This window comes from Actinoplanes siamensis (assembly GCF_016862395.1).
GTDB lineage: Bacteria > Actinomycetota > Actinomycetes > Mycobacteriales > Micromonosporaceae > Actinoplanes > Actinoplanes siamensis.
Window position 1 is genome coordinate 1 of record NZ_BOMW01000055.1, and the last position, 20,989, is coordinate 20,989.

General features: G+C 71.7%; 19 protein-coding genes, 1 pseudogene and 1 riboswitch. Of the genes and pseudogenes, 13 read left to right on the forward strand and 7 right to left on the reverse strand.

Features of this window, described 5'->3' with window-relative positions; all coding sequences use genetic code 11:
* Positions 1–47 precede the first annotated feature (47 nt).
* Together cydB and Asi03nite_RS26750 are read right to left on the reverse strand one after the other, a co-directional pair.
* Positions 48–1,028 (reverse strand): cytochrome d ubiquinol oxidase subunit II, encoded by a 981-nt coding sequence (gene cydB / locus Asi03nite_RS26745; RefSeq protein WP_203683232.1) that lies wholly within the window; start codon positions 1,026–1,028, stop codon positions 48–50.
* Between the two features lie 8 nt (positions 1,029–1,036).
* Entirely contained in the window at positions 1,037–2,452 is a 1,416-nt protein-coding gene (locus tag Asi03nite_RS26750) for a cytochrome ubiquinol oxidase subunit I (RefSeq protein WP_203683233.1), read from the reverse strand.
* Between the two features lie 76 nt (positions 2,453–2,528).
* Between Asi03nite_RS26750 and Asi03nite_RS26755 the strand changes: the two genes are divergently transcribed.
* The 6 genes from Asi03nite_RS26755 (at position 2,529) to Asi03nite_RS26780 (ending at position 8,512) form a co-directional block, all read left to right on the forward strand.
* Positions 2,529–2,879 (forward strand): BlaI/MecI/CopY family transcriptional regulator, encoded by a 351-nt coding sequence (locus tag Asi03nite_RS26755; RefSeq protein ID WP_203683234.1) that lies wholly within the window; start codon positions 2,529–2,531, stop codon positions 2,877–2,879.
* Complete coding sequence (locus Asi03nite_RS26760) at positions 2,876–3,793, forward strand: M56 family metallopeptidase (RefSeq protein WP_203683235.1); 918 nt, start codon at positions 2,876–2,878, stop codon at positions 3,791–3,793. The genes Asi03nite_RS26755 and Asi03nite_RS26760 overlap by 4 nt, the downstream gene beginning before the upstream one ends.
* Before the next feature lie 114 nt (positions 3,794–3,907).
* Positions 3,908–4,041: riboswitch (cyclic di-AMP (ydaO/yuaA leader) on the forward strand.
* Between the two features lie 16 nt (positions 4,042–4,057).
* Positions 4,058–5,038 (forward strand): C40 family peptidase, encoded by a 981-nt coding sequence (locus tag Asi03nite_RS26765; protein WP_239102945.1) that lies wholly within the window; start codon positions 4,058–4,060, stop codon positions 5,036–5,038.
* A 201-nt stretch (positions 5,039–5,239) separates the two neighbouring features.
* A complete protein-coding gene (locus Asi03nite_RS26770; protein ID WP_203683236.1) occupies positions 5,240–6,484 on the forward strand; it encodes an ATP-binding protein in 1,245 nt (414 codons plus the stop codon).
* Positions 6,481–7,497, forward strand: coding sequence for a tetratricopeptide repeat protein (locus Asi03nite_RS26775; protein ID WP_203683237.1), 1,017 nt, complete (start codon positions 6,481–6,483; stop codon positions 7,495–7,497). The genes Asi03nite_RS26770 and Asi03nite_RS26775 overlap by 4 nt, the downstream gene beginning before the upstream one ends.
* 223 nt (positions 7,498–7,720) lie before the next feature.
* Entirely contained in the window at positions 7,721–8,512 is a 792-nt protein-coding gene (locus Asi03nite_RS26780) for a phosphatase PAP2 family protein (protein WP_203683238.1), read from the forward strand.
* 190 nt (positions 8,513–8,702) lie between these two features.
* Here Asi03nite_RS26780 and Asi03nite_RS26785 read toward each other — a convergent pair whose 3' ends face one another.
* Positions 8,703–9,176: a DUF4265 domain-containing protein gene (locus tag Asi03nite_RS26785; protein WP_203683239.1), complete on the reverse strand. Its 474-nt coding sequence runs from the start codon at positions 9,174–9,176 to the stop codon at positions 8,703–8,705.
* A 107-nt stretch (positions 9,177–9,283) separates the two neighbouring features.
* On the opposite strand from Asi03nite_RS26785, the gene Asi03nite_RS26790 reads away from it, so the two are divergent.
* The gene (locus Asi03nite_RS26790) at positions 9,284–9,907 is read left to right on the forward strand and encodes a tyrosine-protein phosphatase (protein ID WP_203683240.1); all 624 of its coding nucleotides are present in this window, start codon (positions 9,284–9,286) and stop codon (positions 9,905–9,907) included.
* Between the two features lie 353 nt (positions 9,908–10,260).
* Here Asi03nite_RS26790 and Asi03nite_RS26795 read toward each other — a convergent pair whose 3' ends face one another.
* The 4 genes from Asi03nite_RS26795 to Asi03nite_RS26810 all read right to left on the reverse strand — a co-directional run bounded on the left by Asi03nite_RS26795 (position 10,261) and on the right by Asi03nite_RS26810 (position 14,230).
* On the reverse strand, positions 10,261–10,989 hold the full coding sequence (locus Asi03nite_RS26795) for a GntR family transcriptional regulator (RefSeq protein WP_203683241.1): 729 nt from the start codon (positions 10,987–10,989) through the stop codon (positions 10,261–10,263).
* The gene (trpA, locus tag Asi03nite_RS26800; protein ID WP_203683242.1) at positions 10,949–11,758 is read right to left on the reverse strand and encodes a tryptophan synthase subunit alpha; all 810 of its coding nucleotides are present in this window, start codon (positions 11,756–11,758) and stop codon (positions 10,949–10,951) included. Before trpA ends, Asi03nite_RS26795 begins: the two co-directional genes overlap by 41 nt.
* Positions 11,755–12,939 carry a tryptophan synthase subunit beta gene (gene trpB / locus Asi03nite_RS26805; RefSeq protein WP_373872170.1) on the reverse strand — a complete coding sequence of 395 codons (1,185 nt, stop codon included), beginning with the start codon at positions 12,937–12,939 and terminating at the stop codon, positions 11,755–11,757. The genes trpA and trpB overlap by 4 nt, the downstream gene beginning before the upstream one ends.
* Before the next feature lie 124 nt (positions 12,940–13,063).
* Positions 13,064–14,230: a LolA family protein gene (locus Asi03nite_RS26810; protein ID WP_203683258.1), complete on the reverse strand. Its 1,167-nt coding sequence runs from the start codon at positions 14,228–14,230 to the stop codon at positions 13,064–13,066.
* A 307-nt stretch (positions 14,231–14,537) separates the two neighbouring features.
* On the opposite strand from Asi03nite_RS26810, the gene Asi03nite_RS26815 reads away from it, so the two are divergent.
* The 6 genes and pseudogenes from Asi03nite_RS26815 (at position 14,538) to Asi03nite_RS26840 (ending at position 20,871) form a co-directional block, all read left to right on the forward strand.
* The gene (locus Asi03nite_RS26815; protein ID WP_203683243.1) at positions 14,538–15,242 is read left to right on the forward strand and encodes a response regulator transcription factor; all 705 of its coding nucleotides are present in this window, start codon (positions 14,538–14,540) and stop codon (positions 15,240–15,242) included.
* 224 nt (positions 15,243–15,466) lie between these two features.
* Positions 15,467–16,957 carry a sensor histidine kinase gene (locus Asi03nite_RS26820; RefSeq protein WP_203683244.1) on the forward strand — a complete coding sequence of 497 codons (1,491 nt, stop codon included), beginning with the start codon at positions 15,467–15,469 and terminating at the stop codon, positions 16,955–16,957.
* A 106-nt stretch (positions 16,958–17,063) separates the two neighbouring features.
* Complete coding sequence (locus Asi03nite_RS26825; RefSeq protein ID WP_203683245.1) at positions 17,064–17,810, forward strand: YcnI family protein; 747 nt, start codon at positions 17,064–17,066, stop codon at positions 17,808–17,810.
* 311 nt (positions 17,811–18,121) lie between these two features.
* Complete coding sequence (locus Asi03nite_RS26830) at positions 18,122–18,928, forward strand: Pr6Pr family membrane protein (protein ID WP_239102946.1); 807 nt, start codon at positions 18,122–18,124, stop codon at positions 18,926–18,928.
* 9 nt (positions 18,929–18,937) lie between these two features.
* Positions 18,938–19,147, forward strand: a pseudogene (locus tag Asi03nite_RS26835) (IS110 family transposase); the annotation flags it as partial.
* Between the two features lie 173 nt (positions 19,148–19,320).
* Positions 19,321–20,871 carry a methyl-accepting chemotaxis protein gene (locus Asi03nite_RS26840; protein ID WP_239102948.1) on the forward strand — a complete coding sequence of 517 codons (1,551 nt, stop codon included), beginning with the start codon at positions 19,321–19,323 and terminating at the stop codon, positions 20,869–20,871.
* Positions 20,872–20,989 lie beyond the last annotated feature (118 nt).

Sequence of the window (20,989 nt, forward strand, 5' to 3'; positions counted from 1 at the left end):
GGGGGAGGGCGGCGGCGTGCCGGAGCGGCCGAACCGCGGGCCGGCGGTCACGACGCGATCCGTTCGCTGGCGACCCGGCGGCGGAAGACCCAGTAGGACCAGGCCTGGTACGCCAGGACGCCGGGCAGGACGATCACGCCGGCGACGGTGACGACCTTGAGGGCGGACGGCGTGGCCGCCGCCTCCGCGCGGGTCAGCGACCACATCGGGTCCAGCGTGCTGCGCAGCACCACCGAGCCGTGCGCGGTGAAGACCGCGACGACCCCGCCGGCCACCCCGAGCGCGGTGACGGTGAACGCCCACGCCTCGCGGCCCTGCCGGGCCAGCATGCCGGCGATGAAGCTGATCACCGCGGCGGCCAGCGTCAGGCGCGAGCCGGTGCCGATGCCGGCCAGCAGCAGGCCGACCGTGCCCAGGTTGCCGGCGTTGCGGGCGAGCGCGGACGCCCGCCGCCGCACCGGGCCGGTGGTGCGCAGGGCCAGGAACGTCGCGCCGAGCAGTACCGTGCCGAGCAGCGCGGCCAGCGCGCCGAGGCCGGCGGCCGGGGTGAGCAGCGGGGAGAGGCTGCGGCCGAGACCGTTTCCGGTCACCGTGCCGTCCGCGCCGAGGGCCAGGCCGTGCACGAAGACGCCGAGTTGCGCGCCCCAGAGCAGCACCACGCCCGCGGAGGATGCGCAGAGCAGCCGGTCGCAGCGCCGGCGCCAGGCCGGGGAGTCGTGCTTGCCACGGAACTCCAGCGCCACGCCGCGCACCGCGAGCAGCAGCAGGATGCCGACCATCGGCAGGTACAGCCCGGCCAGCAGGACCGCGTACCAGTCGGGGAACGCGGCGAAGGTGACGCCGATCGCGGCGACCAGCCAGACCTCGTTGCCGTCCCAGAACGGGCCGATGGTGCGGATCGCGGCGCCACGCTCGTGCTCGTCGCGGCCGAGGAACGGGGCCAGCACGCCGACGCCGAAGTCGAAGCCCTCGAGGACGAAGTAGAGCACCCAGGCGAGGACGAGGATCGCGAACCAGAAGGTGATCATCGGTGCTCCTAGTAGGCGGGGACCGGCTCGGCGTCGGCCGGCCGGCCGGCGGGCTCCGGAGCGAGCGGCTTGCGCGACAGGTGGACGACCAGCTTGTACCAGGCCACCGCGAGCAATCCGTAGACCAAGGTGAATCCGCCCAGCGACAGCAGCACCTCGGCGCTGGTGAGGCCGGGGGAGATCCCGTCGGAGACCTTGGAGATGCCGAACGCGAGCCAGGGCTGCCGCGCGGTCTCGGTGAAGATCCAGCCGAACGTGTTGGCGGCCGCCGGCAGCAGCGGCGAGAGCAGCAGGATCCGCTTGGTCCAGCCCGGCACCCCGGCGCCCATCTGCAGGAACGCGGGCAGGAGCGGGAGCCGCCAGGTGCGTTCGGAGGAAACCCACAGGTAGTACGCGGCGAGCGCCATCCCCGCCACGCCGGCGCCGATCATCAGCCGGAACGTCCAGAACGCCACCGGGATCATCGGCACGTAGCTGCCCGGGCCGAACTGGGCGGTGTACTGCGCCTGCAGGTCGTCGATGCCCTGCACGGTCCCGCCGAACGACCCGGTGCCCAGGAGCGACAGCAGGTGCGGGATCTCGATGGTCAGGAACGGCTTCTCGTGACCGAGCCTGCCGATCGCGAGGACCGAGAACGGCGCCCCGGTGGTGGTCTCGTAGAGCGCCTCGGCGGCGGCCATCTTCATCGGCTGCACCGCGGTCATCACCTTGCCCAGGTGGTCGCCGGTGATCGCGGTCAGCGCGCCGCCGACCAGCATCAGCCAGGCGCCGAGCCGGGCCAGTGTGCGGAACGCGCGGTCGGCGGCGAGCCGCCACACGCCGATCGCCAGGAGCAGGCCGCCGCCGGCCATCGCGGCCCCGGCCATGGTGTGCGGGAACGCCGCGAGCACCACCTCGTTGGTCAGCAGCTCGCCGAAGCTGGTCAGGTGGGCCCGCCCGGTCACCGGGTCCAGCGCGTACGCCACCGGGTTCTGCATGAAGGAGTTGCCGGCCAGGATGATGTACGCGGAGAGCAGCGTCCCGGCCGCGACGACCACGATCGTGGCGGCGTGCACCTTGCGGGGGAGCCGGTCCCACCCGAAGTACCACAGCGCGAGGAACGTCGCCTCCAGGAAGAACGCGAGCATTCCCTCCACGGCCAGGGTCGGGCCGAACACGTCGCCGTAGAACTTGGCGAACGCGCTCCAGCCGAGCCCGAACTGGAACTCCTGCACCAGCCCGGTGACCACGCCGACCGCGAACGTGACGATCAGCAGCTTGCCGACGAACTTGGTGAGCAGCAGGTGTCTCTCGGCGCGGGTGCGCAGCCAGGTGAGGTGCAGACCGGCCGCGGCCGCGGACAGGCAGATCGACAGCGGCACGAACAGGTAGTGATAGATCGTCACGACGGCGAACTGCAGCCGGGTCAGGTCGAGCACGTCCATCGGGTGTCCCCCTCTACGACTCTTCGTAGTAGATACTACGAGACGTAGTACGACCGGCCCTAGTAGGATGGGTCACATGGCATTAGGCGACCTTGAGCGTGAGGTCATGACGCAGCTGTGGGACGCTTCCGAGCCGCTGACCGTGCGGCAGGTGCACGAGCTCCTCGGCCGCGAGCGCGACCTGGCGTACACGACAGTGATGACCGTCCTCGACCGTCTCGCGAAGAAGAAGCTGGTCGTTCAGCAACGAGCGGACCGGGCCTACCGGTACGCCCCGGCGCAGTCCCGCGCGGAGATGACCGCCGCGCTGATGTTCGACGCGCTCAGCGCCACTCCCGATCAGGACGCCGCACTGGCATACTTCCTCGGTCAGTTGCCACCCGGCGCGATCCGAGCCGCCCTGGACGCCACACCGAAAGAGACGTGACCGCACTTCTGCTGGGAGCCCTCGGGCTGACCCTCTCGCTGGCCGTCCCGGGCGTCCTGGCCGGCGCCCGCTGGCCGGACCGTGCCCCGGTCGCCGCCGTGCTGCTCTGGCAGGCGCTCACCCTGACGTCTGTGCTCTGCGCGCTCGGCGTGGTGCTGGCCGCGCCCGAGGAGATGACCCGGGCGGCCGGCGCCGACCACCCGTGGACCGTGGTGGCGCTGGTCCTCTCGCTGGCGGTGGCCGCCACCATCGTGATCCGGCTGCTGATCTCGCTGATCAAGGTGAGCGCGCGGGCCCGGGCCCGGCGCGAGCGTCATCGGATGCTCGCCGACCTGCTGGACCGCGCGGAACGGCACCGCGAGCTGGGTGGCGGCGAGGTGCGGGTGCTGGACGGGGCGCTGCCGCTGGCCTACTGCGTGCCGGGGCGTGAACCGCGGGTGGTGCTCAGCGACGCGGTGCTGCGGATCCTCGACCGTGAACAGGTGGACGCGGTGCTGGAGCACGAGCGGGCGCACCTGCGGCACAAGCACGAGCTGGTGATGGAGTCGTTCACGGCGTTCTACCAGGCGGTGCCCCGCCCGTTGCGGTCCAGGGCGCCGCTCGACGCCGTACACCTGCTGCTCGAAATGGTCTCCGACGATGCCGCGCGGCGCCGGGCGGGCCCGGCGCCGCTGCGGGCCGCCTTGGCCCGGTTGTCGGACGCCGTCCCCCTTGCGGAGGAGGCGCCGGCCGACCCGGCGGGTGAATCCCGCCGCCGCCGGCTCGACCGGCTGGCCGGCCCGGCTCCGAACTCGACAGGGCTGTCGGTCCTCGCCGGGGTCGCCGCCGTCGGCCTGCTGGTGTTACCCACAGTGATACTGGTCGTGCCCTGGTTGGATCAGGCCCTGGACGCGTGGCCGTTTCGTTCACTGTGAGTGCCAGTGGCTGTGCGGGTAGTTTCCCTGCGGGCGTGCGCTTCATTTGCCTGCATGATCCGAGTACGGTGGTCCCCGGTTCGGCAGCCCCCCATCGTCCAACCCGGCCGATCTGACGAACCACCGCCTAATCGCCGCGAGGCGAGCCGGGGACCCAGGTACCCGGGGTGCAGCCACAAGTACTGTGGCCGGGCGCGCTTCCCGCCCGAACCCGTCAGCTAACCCGGTCGGCGGCCGAGTGGGAAGAAAGGACAACGCACCTACGTGAAACGGATAGGCGCGCGGGGTGTGCTGCGCGGTCTGCTCTGCGCCGTCACCGCTGCCGGACTCGTTGTCACCGGACCTGTCGTTGCCCACGCCACGCCTTCGCCGTCCAGTGTCGAAGATCAGATCGACAAGCGGTGGAACGAGCTCGAGCCCGTCATCGAGGACTACAACGACGTGCACGGGAAGCTCCTGAAGCTGCAGAAGCAGCAGAAGGATCTGAACAAGACGCTCGCGCCGCTGCAGAAGAAGGTGGACGCGGCGATGGAGGACGTGCGCGGCTTGGCGTCGGACGCCTACATGCAGGGCCCGCCGACTGCCGTCGCCGCGATCCTGAGTGGCTCGCCGAGCAGCCTGACCGAGAAGCTCTCGCTCCTCGAACAGCTGGCCAGCAGCCGTCAGGAGTCGATCAGCGGCGTCGTGAAGCTCCGCGACAAGTACGCCGCCGACAAGGAGAAGGTGGACGCTCTGGCCACCGAGATCTCCACCCGCGACGCCGACCTCAAGCAGAAGAAGTCGGCGATCGAGAAGGAGATCAACTCCCTGCAGAAGGAGCGGATCAAGGCGTACGGCGCGGCGGGTGCCAGCGACGGGCCGTACAAGACGGGTCCGTGCCCGGTCGACTACACCAACGACAAGGGCGGCCGTGCCGCTCAGCGGGCGTGCGACCTGATCGGCAAGCCCTACGTCTTCGGTTCCGAGGGTCCGAACAGCTACGACTGCTCGGGCCTGACGAAGGAGGCCTGGGCCGCCGTCGGCGTGCATCTCGAGCACTACACGAAGGATCAGTGGGCGTCCGGCAGGTCGGTGAGCCGGAGCCAGTTGAAGCCGGGTGACCTGGTCTTCTACTACTCCGACGTGCACCACGTGGCCATCTACATCGGTGGCGGCATGGTGGTCCACGCCCCGCACACGGGCGACTTCGTGCGGATGGCGACGATCGACCGCGGTCCGATCGCCGGCTACCGCCGGCCGGGCTAGGACCGGGCCGAGGTCCGAGGGCCGCTTCCGGGTTCTTCCCGGGAGCGGCCCTTCGCATTGCCTCGGTACGCCGCGGCCGGCCCCGCTTTCGGCCGGACGTTTTCCGGCCGCTCCGGCGCCCGGCGTGACCGGGCACACAGCAGTGGGGCCGCGTCGTTCCGGCCGCTCGCGGATCGACAGGGGCGGGCATAATCGCGTCTCATGAGCGACGCCTTGATCGACAGCCTCACCGCGGCGGTGCGGGCCCGCCCCGACGACCTGCCGCTGCGGCTGCACCTGGCCGAGTTGCTGGTCGCGGCGGGGCGCGGCGCGGAGGCGATCGAGCATGCCGCTCAGGTGCTCAGCCGGGAGCCGGGCAACGAGACCGCTCGGACCCTGATGACGTCGGCGCTGGCGCCGCCGGCCGGCCCACGCAGCGAGCCGGGCACGGGCGCGGACACGCGTGGAGAGGCGGGCCCGGGCGCGGACGGGTCCGCGGCTCCGCGCGTCGACTGGGCCGCCATGGAGCAGCAGTTCGGTGACGTGGTCCCGCCCCGCTTCGCGACCGCGGAGGACGCCGCGGACCGTACGTTCGACGTCGAGCGCTCCACCGTCACCCTCGCCGACGTCGGCGGCATGGCGGAGGTAAAGAAACGCCTCGAGGTCTCCTTCCTCGGCCCGCTGCGCAACCCGAAGCTGCGCAGCCTGTTCGGCAAGAGCCTGCGCGGCGGCCTGCTCCTCTACGGCCCGCCCGGCTGCGGCAAGACGTTTCTGGCCCGAGCGGTCGCCGGGGAGATGGGCGCCGCGTTCCTCTCGCTGTCCATCACCGACGTGCTGAACATGTGGGTGGGCAGCTCCGAGCGCAACCTGCACGACCTGTTCGAGTCGGCCCGCGGCCACGCGCCGTGCGTGCTGTTCCTGGACGAGATCGACGCGCTCGGGCACAAGCGCAGCCAGCTGCACTCGTCCGCGATGCGGACCGTGGTCAACCAGCTGCTCACCGAGCTGGACGGGGTACAGGGCGGCAACGAGGGCGTCTTCGTGCTGGCCGCGACGAACGCCCCGTGGGACGTGGACGCCGCGCTGCGCCGGCCGGGGCGCCTGGACCGTACCGTGCTGGTGCTTCCTCCGGACCGCCCGGCGCGCGCCGCCATTGTCGAGTACCACCTGCGGGACCGCCCGGTCGCGGGCGTCGACCTGGACGCGGTCGCCGCGGCGACCGAGAACTTCTCCGGCGCCGACCTGGCGCACCTGTGCGAGACCGCCGCCGAGTACGCGATGCGCGACTCCATCGCCACCGGCGAGATTCGCATGATCAACCAGGCGGACGTGCTGGCCGCGGCCCGTGAGGTCCGGCCGTCCACCGACGCCTGGTTCACCACCGCCCGCAACGTCGCCATGTTCGCCAATCAGAACGGTGAATACGACGACCTGGCCGCGTACCTCAAGAAGCGCAAATCCCGGTGACGGCGGCGTCGCGCGCGCGACTGCTCGCCCAGCTGGGCCGTTTCGACCAAGCCGAGGCGGAGCTGCGCCGGGAACTGGTCGCCAGGCCGGCCGATCCGGAACTGCTCGCGCTGCTGGCCGCGGTGCTGCGGGTGAACGGGCGGCCGCACGACGGGCTCGCCGCCGCGGACGCCGCGGTGCACGCCGAGCCGGGGTCGGCCGGGGCGCACGCGGAACGTGCGGAGAATCTGATCGCGCTGGGCCGTACGGAAGAATCGATCGAAGCCGCGAGCGAAGCGGTGCGGCTGCGGCCCGGCGAGCCCGAGACCCATCGGGTCCTGGCCCGTGCGCACACCGCGAGCCGGGATTTCCCGCGTGCCCGGGCCGCGGCCCGGCAAGCGCTGGCGTTCGGTCCGCGGTCGGTGCCCAGCCTGCTGACGCTGGCCGAGGTGGAACGCGTCGCGGGGCGCCGGCGGGCCGCCGCGCGGGCCACCCGGGCCGCGCTCGCCGAGGATCCCGGCCATCCCGGCGGCCGCTGGCTGATCGCCCTGCTCGACGCGGAGCGGCTGCACGTCGGTGACGCCATGCGCGGACTGCGCGAGCTAGCCGCCGACCATCCGGCCCGGCTCCGCGGCGAGGCGCTCGCGTGGCCGGTTCTCGGGGTGCTGGCCGGGCTGCGACGTGGGCTGGCGGTGGGGGTGCCGCTGACCGCCGGCGTGCGCCTGGCGGCCTACCGGTGGCCGCCCGCGGGCCTCTTCGCGCAGGCGCTGGCCCTGATGGTGGCGGTGGTCATGGTGTCCTTCGCGGCCCGGGTGCTGCTGCCGGCCGGACGCCTGCCGTGGCGGAGCCTGAGCTTGCTGCCGCGGCGCGCGGTGATCACCGAGTTGGTCGCGGCGGGCGTGTCGGTCGCGCTGCTGATGTGGTACGGCGCCAGCGCGCTCTGGTGGCCGCTCCCGTGCGCCGCGGCGGCCGCCGCTCTGGTGATCGTTTCGGGAGTATTTCGGATGCGGGTTACATCACTAAACACGCGCTAAAACTTACCCATGTGGCAAGATCGCCGGATGCTGTGCGTCATGGGACATTCAGGTTCCGCTTGATCGGCCGTCACCGGACTGCCAGCGGCGTTGTATTTCCGCTGGTCATTCCTGGTGTTGCGGAGCGTCACTAGAGTGGCGCGGTGTCACGCGATGTGGCCATTTTTCGTTTTTTTCGCTCCGGCGTGTCCCCTGCGCCGGTCGGCTCAGCGAGGAGCTTGCCGTGAGCGTCGTCGCCCCACCCCGCCCCGCGCGGTCCCGTTGGATCTTCGCGCTCCGTGAGCTCGGCCTGGTCGCGGTCCTGTTCCTGATCTACAAGATCGGCCGGGTGGCGGCGACCGGGCACGTCGGCGAGGCGTTCGACAACGCGAACAAGGTGTGGAACCTGGAACGCTGGATGCGTCTGCCGGGCGAGCTGAGCGTCCAGCACCGGCTGCTGTCCTGGCACGCTCTGATCGAGGTGGCGAACAGCTATTACGCGTACGTGCACTTCCCGGCCACCGTGATCTGCCTGATCTGGCTGTACGTCTTCCGTCCGGCGCACTACCGCTGGACGCGCAATGTGCTCGCGCTGCTCACCGGGACCGCGCTGCTCGTGCACTTCGGTTTTCCACTGGCCCCGCCGCGGATGCTGACCGGCACCGGCATGCTCGACCTGGGCCGGCTGTACGGCCCGGCGGTGTACGGCCCGCCGCAGAGCGACCAGCTGTCCAACCAGTACGCCGCGATGCCGTCCCTGCACGTCGGGTGGGCCGTGGTGATCGCGGTGGCGCTGATCGCCGCGACGTCGTCGCGCTGGCGCGCCCTGTGGCTGCTGCACCCGGTGATCACGCTGTACGTGGTGGTCGCCACCGGCAACCACTACTGGCTGGACGCGATCGCGGCGCTGGGCCTGCTCGCCGTCGCGTACGTGCTGGTGCGCCCGCAGTACCCGTCGGCGGCGACGCCCGAGGCGGTGCCGGTGACGGTGCCACGCCCGCGCGCCCCGGTGGAGCAGCCCGCGCTCCGCGGCTAGGAGCCCTCTCCGCAGGCGCCCGGCCCGAGCCGATTCCGGCCCGGGGCCTGCCTTGCGCAGATTTCGTCGCGCGCCTGTGCCGCGCGGATTTCGCCACGCTCCTGCCTCGTGCGGATCTCGCCTCGGGCACTGCCCCGCGCCGATTTCGCTCGGCGCCTGCCCCGCGCGCGTCCGGCTGACCGCGGGATTCCTAATCCCACCAGTTCAGCGGGTTGCCGTCGGGGTCGTAGACGTTGCCGTACTCCCAGTGGTGCCCGCGCGGCCCGGTCCAGCCGTCGATCGCCGCCTCCACCGCGTCGAACCCGGCCGCGGCCGGCACCGTGATGACGATGAAGCGACGGTCCGGCGGCAGCTCGACGATCCCGCCCAGCTCGTCGAACGCGTCCCGCAGCGGCGTCAGGTCCTCCGGCCGCGGCGCCGACTCGGGAACCACCAGCAGGCAGATGTTGCCACCGCGCCGGACCACCTCGAACGCGCCGCCGGCCCGGACCCGGATCTGGTCCCCGGCGGCGATGCCCTCCACGAACGCCGGGGTGCCGAGCACCAGGTGCAGGTCCGGCTCGACGATCCTGGTCAGCACCGTCTCGTAGACGAGCTGCCCGCCCGCTCCCAGCCCGGCCAGCAGCCGGACATGCGCGTCCTCCGCCACTTCCTCAACCGTCACGCCGGGCATTCTGGGGCATTCCACCCGCACTCACTCGCTCAACCCGCCGCAGTCTCGCACATCGTTGCCGTCCCGCGATCTTTGCCCACCCCTCGTACGCTGGGCCGGTGATTCTGGACTGGCCGGACTGTGCGAACGCCCGCGATCTGGGTGGCATCCCGACCGAGGACGGCCGCCGGATCCGCCCGGGCGCGCTGATCCGCTCGGACAGCCACGGCCGCCTGACCCCGGAGGCGATCCGCGCCATCCGCTCGCTGGGCATCGCCCGGATCCTGGACCTGCGCGGACCACGCGAGTGCGCCGCGGATCCCAGCCCGTTCGCCGGCGACCCGTTCTACCGCCAGGTGCCACTGCTGGACGATCCGCTGGGTTACGACCCGCCCGAGGACTCCTACGCCCCCATGCTCGACCACAACACCACCCGGATAGCCAACGCCGTCCACGAGATCGCGGCCGCTCCACCCGGCGCCCTGGTGATCCACTGCCACAGCGGTCGCGACCGCACCGGCACCCTGACCGCCCTGCTGCTCGCAGTCGCCGGAGTGGCCCCGGAGGAGATCGCCGGCGACTTCGCACGAACCCCCGGCACCTCCACGACCGCGATGCTCAACACCCTGACCCACGCGAGGAACCGCTACGGCGGCGTACGCGCCTACCTGACACACTGCGGAGTCCCCACCGCCGACCTCGAATCGGTCCGCCTGCGCCTCACCGTCCCTTCCCACCCCTGACCAGTTCCCGGTGGGGGCGCTCAGTTCGTGGGGGCGCTCAGTTCGTGGGGGCGCTGAGTTCGTGGCGGCGCTGAGTTCGTGGCGGCGCTGAGTTCGCCCAGTCGGCCGGCCCGCCCGGCGCGCGGCCTCACCCCCGCCCGACCGGCAGGCACCACCGAACTGGGGCTCGGCACGCGACTGGCCCGGGGATCGCGCGGCCTCGGCACGCGTGCGGCCCGGGATCGCGCGGCCCCGGCACGCGACTGGCCCGGGATCGCGGGGCCTCGGCACGCGCGCGGCCCGTGGGTCGCGGGGCCCCGGCCTGTGCCCGGCCCGGTACCGCGACCCCGGGATCGAGGCCGGTTCGGCGCCGCTCAGCCGCCGGGGCGGCTCCATTGGACCGATTGACCGCTGGCTGCCCGCTCCGTCCGGATCTCCATCGCCGAGCCGAGCATGGTGGCCCGGTCCACCACCAGCACGGACCGGTCCAGCGCATACGTCACCCGCTCGGAGAGCAGCACCGGCTCACCCGCCGGTCGCCGCAGCAGACCGGCCACCGGCTCCTCCAACAGGCCGGGCCGCACCACCTCGGACGCCCGGTGCACCAGGTGCCCCTGCTCGAGCAGCGCCGCGTACAGCGACGTGTCGCTCAGGTCCCGGGACACCAGGCTCGTCCCGCGCACCCAGGACAGCTGGTGCACCGCGGGCCGCCCGGCGACCAGCCGCACCCGTTCCAGGCGCAGTGCGGGCCCGTCGCCGATCAGCGCGGCGGCCCACTCCGGCGGCGTCGCGGCCACCTGGTCAAGGATCTCCGTGGTCACGGTCTGGCCTTGGGCCCGCAGGTCGTCGGCGAACCCGTGCAGGGACGCGAGCTGGTACTTCGCGCGCGGGAACACGAACGTGCCGCGTCCCGGCTCCTGCGACAGCAGCCCCTCGTCCTCCAGCTGCTTGAGGGCCTGCCGCAGCGTTGCCAGGGTCACCCCGTACCGCGTGCTGAGCTCCTTCTGCGGGGGCAGCGCGGCCCCTGGCGGCCACTCGCCGTCCTTGATCTTCGTAATCAGGTCATCGGCGATCACCTGATACTTCGGTGTGCGCGCGGGCATCGGGCATCTCCTGGTCGACCTGGTCGAGTGCGGCGCGGAACGCGGCGACCTCGACTCGCAGGTCATCGGGTGACGCACCGTCCAGCACCCTACGCATCAGGGCCGCGCCGACCACCACCCCGTCCCCGGACCGGGCCGCCGTGGCGGCCTGCTCGGGTGTCGAGATGCCGAAACCGATCAGCACCGGCAGATCGGTCACCGCCTTGATCCGCTCGGCGAGCGGCGCCGCTGTGGTGGCCAGCGCGTCGCGCTCGCCTGTGGTGTCCATGATGCTCACCGCGTACACAAAATTCTTGCTTCTCCTTCCGATCTCGGCCAGCCGATCGGGTGGCGTGACCGGCGCGGCCAGCAGGACCAGATCGATGCCGGCCGCCGTGGCGGACGCTTGCAGGTGACCGGCCTCGTCGACCGGAACGTCCGGCACGATCAGCCCGGAGATCCCCGCCGCGGCGAGCCGCCGGCAGAACGCCTCCGGCCCGCCACCGGGCCGGGCGTCGCCGTGGAAGACGAGGTTGGCATACGTCATCGCGATCAGTGGGACCCGGATGTGTTCCCGGGCCGCGGTCAGGTCGTCCAGGATCGAGGTGACCGTGACACCCCGGCGCAGCGCCTGGTCGGAGGCGCGCTGAATGGTCGCGCCGTCGAGCATGGGATCGGAGAACGGCAGGCCGATCTCCACCGCGTCGGCGCCGGCCGCCTGGAACGCCAGCAGATAGTCGATCCAGTCCGGAGTGATGCCGGCGGTCAGATAGGGATTGAGCCGCTTCACCGGACCTCACCCGCCAGCGTCGCCATGTCCTTGTCGCCGCGCCCGGAGAGGGTGAGCAGCACCGCCGAGCCGGTCGGCAGGTCGGGTGTGCCGGCCGCGCGCAGCACCCAGGCAACCGCGTGCGCCGACTCCAGCGCGCAGATGATGCCCTCGGCGCGGGCGAGCCGCCGCACCGCGTCGAGCACCTCGTCGTCGGTGACCGTGCGGTATTCCGCGCGACCGGTGGCGCCCAGATGGGCGTGCTCCGGGCCGACTCCGGGATAGTCCAGGCCGGCCGCTATCGACTCGGCCTCCAGCACCTGGCCGTGGGCGTCCTGCAGCACCATCGACCGGTAACCGTGCACGACGCCGGGCATCCCGTCGGTCATCGCGGCGCCGCCGGCCGCCTCGACCCCGATCAGCCGGGCCGGCGTGTCGACGAAGCCGGCGAACGTGCCGGCCGCGTTCGAGCCGCCGCCGACGCAGGCCACCACCACGTCGGGCACCGCCGGCGCCTGCGCCCGGGCCTCCTCGCCGATCACCCGCTGCAGCTCGCGGACCAGCCATGGATAGGGATGCGGACCGCCGACCGAGCCGAGACAGAAGTGCGCCTCGTCGACAGCCGCGACCCAGGCCCGCATCGCCTCGTTGGTGGCGTCCTTCAGCGTGCGGCTGCCGCTGGTCACCGGGATCACCTCGGCGCCGAGCAGCTCCATCCGGAAGACGTTGTGCCGCTGGCGGGCGATGTCACGCTCGCCCATGTAGACGGTGGCCCGCAGGCCGAACAGCGCTGCCGCGGTGGCGGTGGCGACGCCGTGCTGGCCGGCGCCGGTCTCGGCGATCAGCCGGCTCTTGCCCATCCGCCGGGCCAGCAGCGCCTGGCCGAGCACATTGTTGATCTTGTGAGAGCCGGTGTGCGCCAGGTCCTCCCGCTTGAGCAGCAGGGTCACGCCGAGCTGGGCGGAGAGGTTGTGCGCCGGGGTGAGGGCGGTGGGGCGCCCCGCGTATTGCGACCGGAGCCGGCTGAGCTGCTCGTGGAAGGCCGGATCGGCCCACGCCTCCCGGAACGCCGTCTCCAGGGCGGCGCAGGCCGGGATCAGGGACTCGGGCACATAGCGCCCGCCGAACTCGCCGAACCGGCCGGTGGGGGCCGGCGCGCTCATCGTCGTCATCGCCGCCTCGGTCATCGCCGCTCCAGTCATCGCCGCTCCAGTCATCGCCGCTCCAGTCTCACGGTTGCTCCAAACGTTATAGAACTCTGCCGCCCAAGCATGCCATGCTGGGCGGCAGAGTTCTATAACTATTTTTGAAGCGATCCGGAGGAGGTCAGGCGACCTTGTACAGCGCCTCCGGGGTCACCAGCCCGGCCAGCACCCGGCCGTCATCGGTGATCAGCACGCTGAACAGCGATCCGCTGAGCAGCCTGCCCTTGCCCCACGAGCCGCTGACCTCGGGCAGCACGCCCATCAGCGCCTGGGCGGTCTTCGCCTCCTCACCAGTGCCCTTGCCGGCGTCGCTCAGCTCTTTGGAGAAGTCGCCCGACGGCAACTTGGCGGAGAGGATCGACGTCCAGCCCTTGCCGATCACCTTCGGCTCGCCCGCCGCCGCGGCGCCGCCCTTCTTCGGCGGCACGGCCGGCGAGTGCGAGCCGCCCTTCTTGACCGAGTCGGCGGACGGCGTGCCGGCCTCCTCGATCTTCGCGCCCGGCGGCGGGTTGAAGGTGAACTGCTCCGCGTCCGGCATGTCGAAGCTGATCGCGTCGAAGGCGACCCGGATGGCCGGCTTCACCGCGTTCTTGGCGTACACCTCGACCCGCAGCGGGATGTGCTGCTCGGCGTCGATCGCCAGCCGCACCTGCCCGACCAGGGACTCGGTGTCCTTCGGGCTCAGCACCAGCTCGTATGCGTCCCGCCCGGCCACCTGCGCCGCACCCGTGGTCTCCACCTTGGTGGTCGGGTCGATCGCGGCGAGAGCCGCGTCCGCCGCCTGCTGCGGCGTCGACGGCACCGCGCTGGGCAGCGAGTGCCGCGGCGCGGGGCCCGTGCCGGTCCGCAGCTTCAGGTGCGTGCCCGTGTTGTCCGAGCTGCTCCACTGCCACACGTCCGACCCGTTGCGGATCACGTCGGTCTCACCCTGGGTCCCCTGCAGGGCGAGCCGCACCTTGTCCTCACCCGCGTACCACACGCGGGCGGTGTTGCTTCCGGAGATCAGGCTGGTCAGGCCTCCGCTGCCGCCGGCCGCGCCGCCGAGGCTGCTCGCCAGGCCGGCGATGCCGGGCAGGCCGAGGTCGGCGCTCTGCACCACGGTGCCGGAGAGACCGGCCGGGTCGGCACTCTGCAGATCCACCAGCAACTGGGCCGCGCTGCGGTCCGGCAGCGACGGGTCAGCGCTGGCCACGATCGTGCCGGCCGCCGCGCCGCCCCCGATGACGACGACCGCGGTGGCCCCCGGTACCAGCCAGCGCAGTGCCGGCCTGGATTTCCACACGGACACGATGTCCACCTCCCGTTGGTATGCAGCAATCGTGCTTCGGCGCCGCTGTGATGAGGCTGAGAAAGACCCGTAGGGGAAGACCCGCCCGATCTGCGGGGCGATGACCGGTCCGGCATCCGGGAGAAAGGCGGCGACCAGGAGAACACGTCAAGAAAGAAGAGCTTGACGGTGGGCGCGGCGGCTTATCCGGCGCGAAGGCTGTGGCGCAGCCGGGAGCACACCATGGGGGAGGTACGGGACGGTCAGCGGCTGAGAGGTTACTGAGAGCCGGTATCGAGGATCAACGACGGCATGCCAAGGTGAGGATGTGCGGTTGCTGGTGGTGGAGGACGAGGAACGGCTGGCGGCCGCCCTGCGCCGTGGCCTGCAGGCCGAGGGGTTCGCGGTCGACGTGGCCCACGACGGGCAGGACGGTCTGGAGATGGCCCGCCACGGCGGGTATGACGCGATGATTCTCGACGTCATGCTGCCCCGGCTCTCCGGTTACCGCCTGGTGCGGCAGCTGCGGGCCGAGCGGCATTGGCTGCCGGTGCTCATGCTCTCCGCCAAGGACGGGGAGTACGACCAGGCCGATGGCCTCGACTGCGGCGCCGACGACTATTTGACCAAACCATTCTCGTACGTCGTGCTCCTCGCTCGGCTGCGCGCCTTGCTGAGGCGCGGCACCCAGGCCCGTCCGGTGGTGCTCGCGTGTGGCGACGTCGAGCTCGACCCGGCGGAGAAACGCGTCCTGGTGGCCGGCCGCGAGGTCAGCTTGACCACGCGCGAGTTCGCCCTGCTGGAATACCTGATCCGCCGCCCCGGCGAGGTGGTCTCGAAGACCGAGCTGCTCGACCACGTGTGGGACGCGGCGCTGGACACCGCACCGAACGCCGTCGAGGTGTATATCGGGTATCTGCGCCGCAAGATCGGACGTGATCGCCTGGAGACGGTCCGCGGCGCCGGGTATCGGCTGGTGGCCGTCGATCCGGCGGCCGAGAAGGCGGACGCCGGTGGGCGGCCGCCGGCGTGACCGCGCGCCGCCGGGGACGGCGGCCGGGCGGTGGTGGGATCGGGCCGGACCGGCAGGGCTCGGCCGGTGAATCGACAGGCGTGGCCGGCGCCGCGCCGGTGGGACCGGCACGGCGCGTGCGGGTGTGGCGGTGGGCCGCGGCGCCTGTAGCGGCGGTGGAGTCGGCCCGAGGAAACGGGGATCCGATGGGCGCGGTGGGGGAAAGGCTCCGGAAGGGGCGACAGATGCGTAGACGGCTGCGGGAACTGAGCCTGCGGGCACGGCTGCTGCTGGTGTCGGTGACCGCGCTGGCGTTCGGCCTGGCGGCGGGTGGCGTGGTACTGGTCACGGTGCTCACCTTCGCGCAGGGTCGGGCGGTGCACGCCGAGGCGCTGGAGACGGCGCACGGGGTGGCCCGGCTGGTGGACCAGGGGCAGCTCACCGACCCGATCCCGGTCACTCCGGGCGTGCAGGTACAGGTCGTCGACGAACAGAACCGGGTCCGGGCGGTGTCCGCAACGGCGGACCGGCTGGTGCCGATCCTGTACGAGGACGAGCTGCGTGACCTGCCCGACGGCGAGGGCGTGGTGATCCCGGGACGGCGGATCGGCTTCGACGGGGCGGCCCGGGTCGTCAAGGTGACCGCCGGGCCGGCGACCCAGCCGCTGCGGATCCTGGTGGCGCGTTCGACCAGCCAGCTCACGCAGAGCGTGCACCTGCTGCGGATCACCCTGCTGGTGGCGTTCCCGCTGCTGGTGGCGTTGCTCGCGGCCGGGTTGTGGCGGGCGCTGGGCGCGGCGTTGCGGCCGGTCGACGCGCTGCGCGCCGGGGCCGAGGAGATCACCGGGGGAACCCGGGCCGGGCGGTTGCCGGTGCCCGGCTCGCACGACGAGATCCGGCGGCTGGCGATCACGCTCAACGACATGCTGCACCGGCTGGACACCGCTCGGGCACGACAGCGGGCATTCGTCGCGGACGCCGCGCACGAGCTGCGCAGCCCGCTCACCAACATGCGGACCGAGCTGGAGGTGGCACAGCACCTGCCGGACGACACCGACTGGCCCGCGCTCACCGACGACCTGCTCGCCGACGTGCAGCGGCTGTCGCGACTGGTCGACGACCTGCTGTTGCTGGCCCGCTCGGACGACGGGGGCGGCCGGGCGATCTCGCGACGGCTGGAGGAGGTCGATCTGGGACAGCTCGTCGGGGAGGTCGCGGACCGGTATCCAGGGGCCCGGTGCGAGGACTCCCCCGGGCCGCTGCCGCTGGTGGCCGAGCCGGACGCGCTCGCCCGCGTGGTGGCGAACCTGCTGGACAACGCGTGCCGGCACAAGCGCTCGGTGGTCACCGTGCGGACCGCCGAGGACGGCGCCGACCTGCTGGTGGTGGTCACCGACGACGGGCCCGGCATCCCGGCGGCCGACCGGGAGCGGGTCTTCGACCGGTTCACCCGGCTGGACGACGGCCGGGCCCGGGATGCCGGCGGTTCCGGGCTGGGACTGGCCATCGTCCGGGAACTGGTGCGCCGGCACGGCGGTTCGGTGACGCTCGGCGACGCGGAGCCGGGCTTGCGGGTCGAGGTGCGGCTGCCCCGGAGCCCGGAGCCGGCGCGGCCCGAGGAGGAGACCCGCTCCAGGACGGAAGCACGCCCCAGGGTGGCGCGGCTCCGGACGGCCCGGCCCGCGGGGGAGCAGGCCGGCGACGGGCGCGACCGAGACGTGATCACGAAGGGGTGACGGCGGCCGACATCCGGGAAATCGGCGGGAACTTTTCGCATCACCGGGCCGACCAACGGGCGTGCCCGCGCCGCGGGCGACGACACGACGGAAGGTTCCCCCAACAATGTCGCTGCTCAAGCGCTCCGCAGTGGTGGCCGCCGCGGCCGGATTGCTGACTCTGGCGTTCGCCGGCCCGGCCGCCGCGCACGTGACGGTCAACCCCGACACGGCCACCGCCGGCGGGTACGCGAAGGTGTCGTTCCGCGTGCCGAACGAGTCGGACAGCGCCTCCACCACGAAGCTCGAAGTCAACCTTCCCGCCGACCAGCCGATCGCGTCGGTGTCGGTCAAGCCGGTTCCGGGGTGGACCGCCCTCGCGCAGAAGTCCAAGCTGGCCACTCCGATCAAGGCGCACGACACCGAGATCACCGAGGCGGTCTCGAAGATCACCTGGACGGCGGCGAAGGGCTCGGAGATCAAGCCGGGCGAGTTCCAGGAGTTCGACGTGTCGATGGGCGCGCTGCCGGCGTCGGGCCAGCTGGTCTTCAAGGCGCTGCAGACCTACTCGGACGGCAACGTCGTGCGCTGGATCGACGAGCCGGCCACCGACGGCTCCGAGCCGGACAGCCCGGCCCCGGTGCTGAAGATCGTCCCGGCCGCGGCGGGTGGCGGCGCGGCTCCGTCGGTGGCCGCGGCGGCACCGGTGGCGGCGTCCGCCGATGACGACTCCGACGACTCGGGCAGCGGCTCCGGGCTCGGCCTCGCCGGCCTCATCGCGGGACTGATCGCGCTGGTGCTGGCCGGCCTCGCGTACGCCAAGGCCAGTCGCAAGCCGGCAGCGACCGCGACGGGCAAGCCCTCCGAGAGCTGAGCCGAGCCCGGCCGGAAGTGACATCGGCCACGAGGGGCCGGCGGACCCGGGCCGGGCGGAGCCGGCCGGGAGCGGAGCGCCGCCGCGGGAGCGGCCGGGCCGGGCGGGTCGACAGGGAAGTCTGTCATCTTGACGCCGGGGGTCGGTTCACGCCGCACGGCAAGCGTGCGGCGTTGGCGGCGGTGTTCGAGCGGGTCGTGGTTCATCCTGGGCCTTCGGGCCGAGAAGGTTGAGCCGGTTCCGATCTGGCAGGCGGACTGAGCGTGTCGGGGGCCGGTGCGGTCGTGTGGCGGCTGGGGTGGTGAGCTGCGGTGGCGGCGGTCATGGCGTTGTCCGCAAGATCCAGCTTTAATGCCGAGGTGAACGGATCTCGTTTTTACGCCCGGCTGTGGCATGGGCTTCTCGCCGCTGTCGTGGCGGGCTCGCTGGTGACTCAGGTTGTGCTGACGGCGCAGGGTCTGCCGGGTCCGGATGGTGTGGTGGAGCCGGTGGTGGTCCGGTTCGTTCGTCTGTTCAGCTACTTCACGATCCAGAGCAACATTCTGCTGCTCATCGTGGCGGTCACGCTGGCGGTGAATCCGGAGCGGGACGGTCGGCTGTGGCGGGTCGTCCGTCTCGACGCGGTGCTGGGCATCATCATCACCGGGTTGGTGTACGCGACGGTGCTGGCCGGCCAGGCGAACCCGACGGGTGCGGGCTGGTGGTCGAATCTGGGGTTTCACTATGTGGCGCCGTGGTGGGCGCTGCTGGGCTGGCTGTTGTTCGGGCCGCGGTCACGGATGGACAAGCGGACGCTGGGATGGGCGGTGGTTTGGCCGGTGTTGTGGATCGGTTACACGTTTGCCCATGGTGCGGTCACTGATTGGTATCCGTACCCTTTTGCCAGCGTGACCGACATTGGTTACGGCGCTGCGGTCCGGAATATGGTTTTCGTGGTGTTGATCGCTGTCTTGTTCGGGGCGATCCTGTGGGGTTTGGACCGGCGTTTGCCGGGCGGCCGCCCGGTCACCTCGATCCCGGTCCCGGACGCGCGGCGTGATGAGCTCGTAGTGTGCGCTGATCCGGGTGCTGCCGGTGACACGGGGGTCAGCAGGGCGGGCGTCGAGCGTCAGCGATAGTCGTCGGTCGACGCGGTGGTGCTGGCCAACATTCTGCGCACCGCCGCACACGCCCATCGGCCGCTGTCGCACGACAGTGAGCTGGTCCAGGCGATCGCCCTGCTGGCTCCGGATCACCAGGATGCCACCTGGCCGCGGACTCGGGCATGGAACGAGGCGCGGTCGCTGCCGCGGGAGTATTCGCCTACGTTCCTGGCCGCGTTCACCGGCCGGAAGGGCAAGATCCGGTCATACCGATGCCCCTGATCGAGTGGGGAGTTCTAAGCCCTCGTACGACTCGTGCCGAAGTTTCTCAGTGAGAACGTACCGGCGGGGATGAGGACGTAATGATTGGGCTTTTGCGGCGGCTTCGGCTCCGGGCGCGGCTTTTAGGCGCGTTCGGCATCTTCTGCGTGCTGGTCAGCACGATGACGGCAGTGGGCATCGCGCAGTCGAAGAAGCAGGACGAGATCGGCCAGGAGGTCGGGCGGCTGCAGGGCCTGTCGCGCGCCGTCATGCAGTTGAAATACCGCAACGCGGATGTCAACGCCTGGCAGGTCGCATACTCCTGGGACGCGACCGTGATCGGCGGCACGGCGGCCACGGCCGACGATTCGCTGAACCGTAAGGGCTTCCTCGACTCGGCCGCCGCGCTCGACAAGGAGCTCGGCGCCATCGACACCACGCTGCTGAGCGCCCAGGAACGGCAGTACTACGCCGCGATCCAGCAGAACTTCGACAAATTCCTGACGGTCGACAAGAAGAACGTCACGGGGTTGCGAGCGGGCGGGCCTAACGCGAACCGGACAGCGAACGGCCTGGTCAACGGCGAAGCGCTGAACACGTTCCTGGAGATCGTCGACAACACCGACAAGCTGGTCGCGTCGGTGCAGGCGCGTGCTGACGCGGTGGGGGCCGAGGCGCAGCAGGCCGGCCAGCGGCTGCGCACCGCGCTGCTCGTCGGCTGCCTCGTCGCGCTGCTGCTGACCGTGCTGCTCGGCCTGTTGATCACTTCGAGCATCGTGCGGCCGGTGTCGAGCGTGGCCACCGCACTGCGGGTGCTGGCGGCCCGCGACGTGACGCTGCGCCTGCCGTCCGAGGGGCGCGACGAGATCACCGAGATGACGAAGGCGTTCAACGAGGCCGGCGAGGCGATCCGGGACATGGTGGCCGGGGTGGGACAGCGGGCCGGCGCGCTGGCCGACTCGTCGCGGGAGCTGTCCGACGTCGCCCAGCGGATGGACTCGCAGGCCGGCGCCACCAGCGACCAGGCCGGTGTGGTGGCCGGCGCGGCCGGGGAGGTGTCCGGCAACGTGACCACGATGGCGGCCGCGGCGGAGCAGATGGTCTCCGCCATCGCGGAGATCTCCCGCAGCACCACGGCCGCCGCCGCCGTCGCCGCGGACGCCGTCGGCACCGTCCGGGAGACGTCCGGCTCGGTCGGCCACTTGCGGACGGCGAGCGAGGAGATCGGCGCGATCGTCAAGACGATCACCTCGATCGCCGAGCAGACGAACCTGCTCGCGTTGAACGCGACCATCGAGTCGGCCCGGGCCGGCGAGGCCGGCAAGGGCTTCGCGGTGGTGGCCACCGAGGTCAAGGACCTCGCGCAGGAGACCGCCCGGGCGTCCGAGGACATCATCAACAAGATCAACGCCATCCAGCAGACGACCGGCCACGCCACCGAGGCGATCGGCCGGATCAGCGACGTGGTCGGTCAGATCGCCGAGCTGCTGGAGACCATCGCCGCGGCGGTGGAGGAGCAGTCGGCGACCACCGGCGAGATCAACCGCAGCGTCGCCGAGGTCGCCCTCGGCTCCCAGCAGATCGCCGAGAACGTGGCGGGCGTGGCCGACATCGCCACCGCCACCACCCAGGACGCGGTCACCACCCGGGAGTCGGCGCGCACCCTGCGGGACATGGCGACCGACCTCAACGCGCTGGTGGCGGCCTTCCGCTACTGAGTGCGCCCCGCAGGGGGCAATGCGGCTGAGGAATTCGGGGTGGCCGGTATCGTTGTCCCCACGCAGGCGACGAACCGGCCATCACCGGGAGCTTCCGGAAGAACGGGTCACCCAGGAG

Coding starts and splice junctions, on each gene's coding strand:
- Asi03nite_RS26820 (WP_203683244.1), top strand. CDS start 15,467: ATGCGTAGACGGCTGCGGGAACTGAGCCTGCGGGCACGGCTGCTGCTG.
- trpB (WP_373872170.1), bottom strand. CDS start 12,939: ATGACTGGAGCGGCGATGACCGAGGCGGCGATGACGACGATGAGCGCG.
- cydB (WP_203683232.1), bottom strand. CDS start 1,028: ATGATCACCTTCTGGTTCGCGATCCTCGTCCTCGCCTGGGTGCTCTAC.
- Asi03nite_RS26825 (WP_203683245.1), top strand. CDS start 17,064: ATGTCGCTGCTCAAGCGCTCCGCAGTGGTGGCCGCCGCGGCCGGATTG.
- Asi03nite_RS26750 (WP_203683233.1), bottom strand. CDS start 2,452: ATGGACGTGCTCGACCTGACCCGGCTGCAGTTCGCCGTCGTGACGATC.
- Asi03nite_RS26755 (WP_203683234.1), top strand. CDS start 2,529: ATGGCATTAGGCGACCTTGAGCGTGAGGTCATGACGCAGCTGTGGGAC.
- Asi03nite_RS26770 (WP_203683236.1), top strand. CDS start 5,240: ATGAGCGACGCCTTGATCGACAGCCTCACCGCGGCGGTGCGGGCCCGC.
- Asi03nite_RS26795 (WP_203683241.1), bottom strand. CDS start 10,989: ATGCCCGCGCGCACACCGAAGTATCAGGTGATCGCCGATGACCTGATT.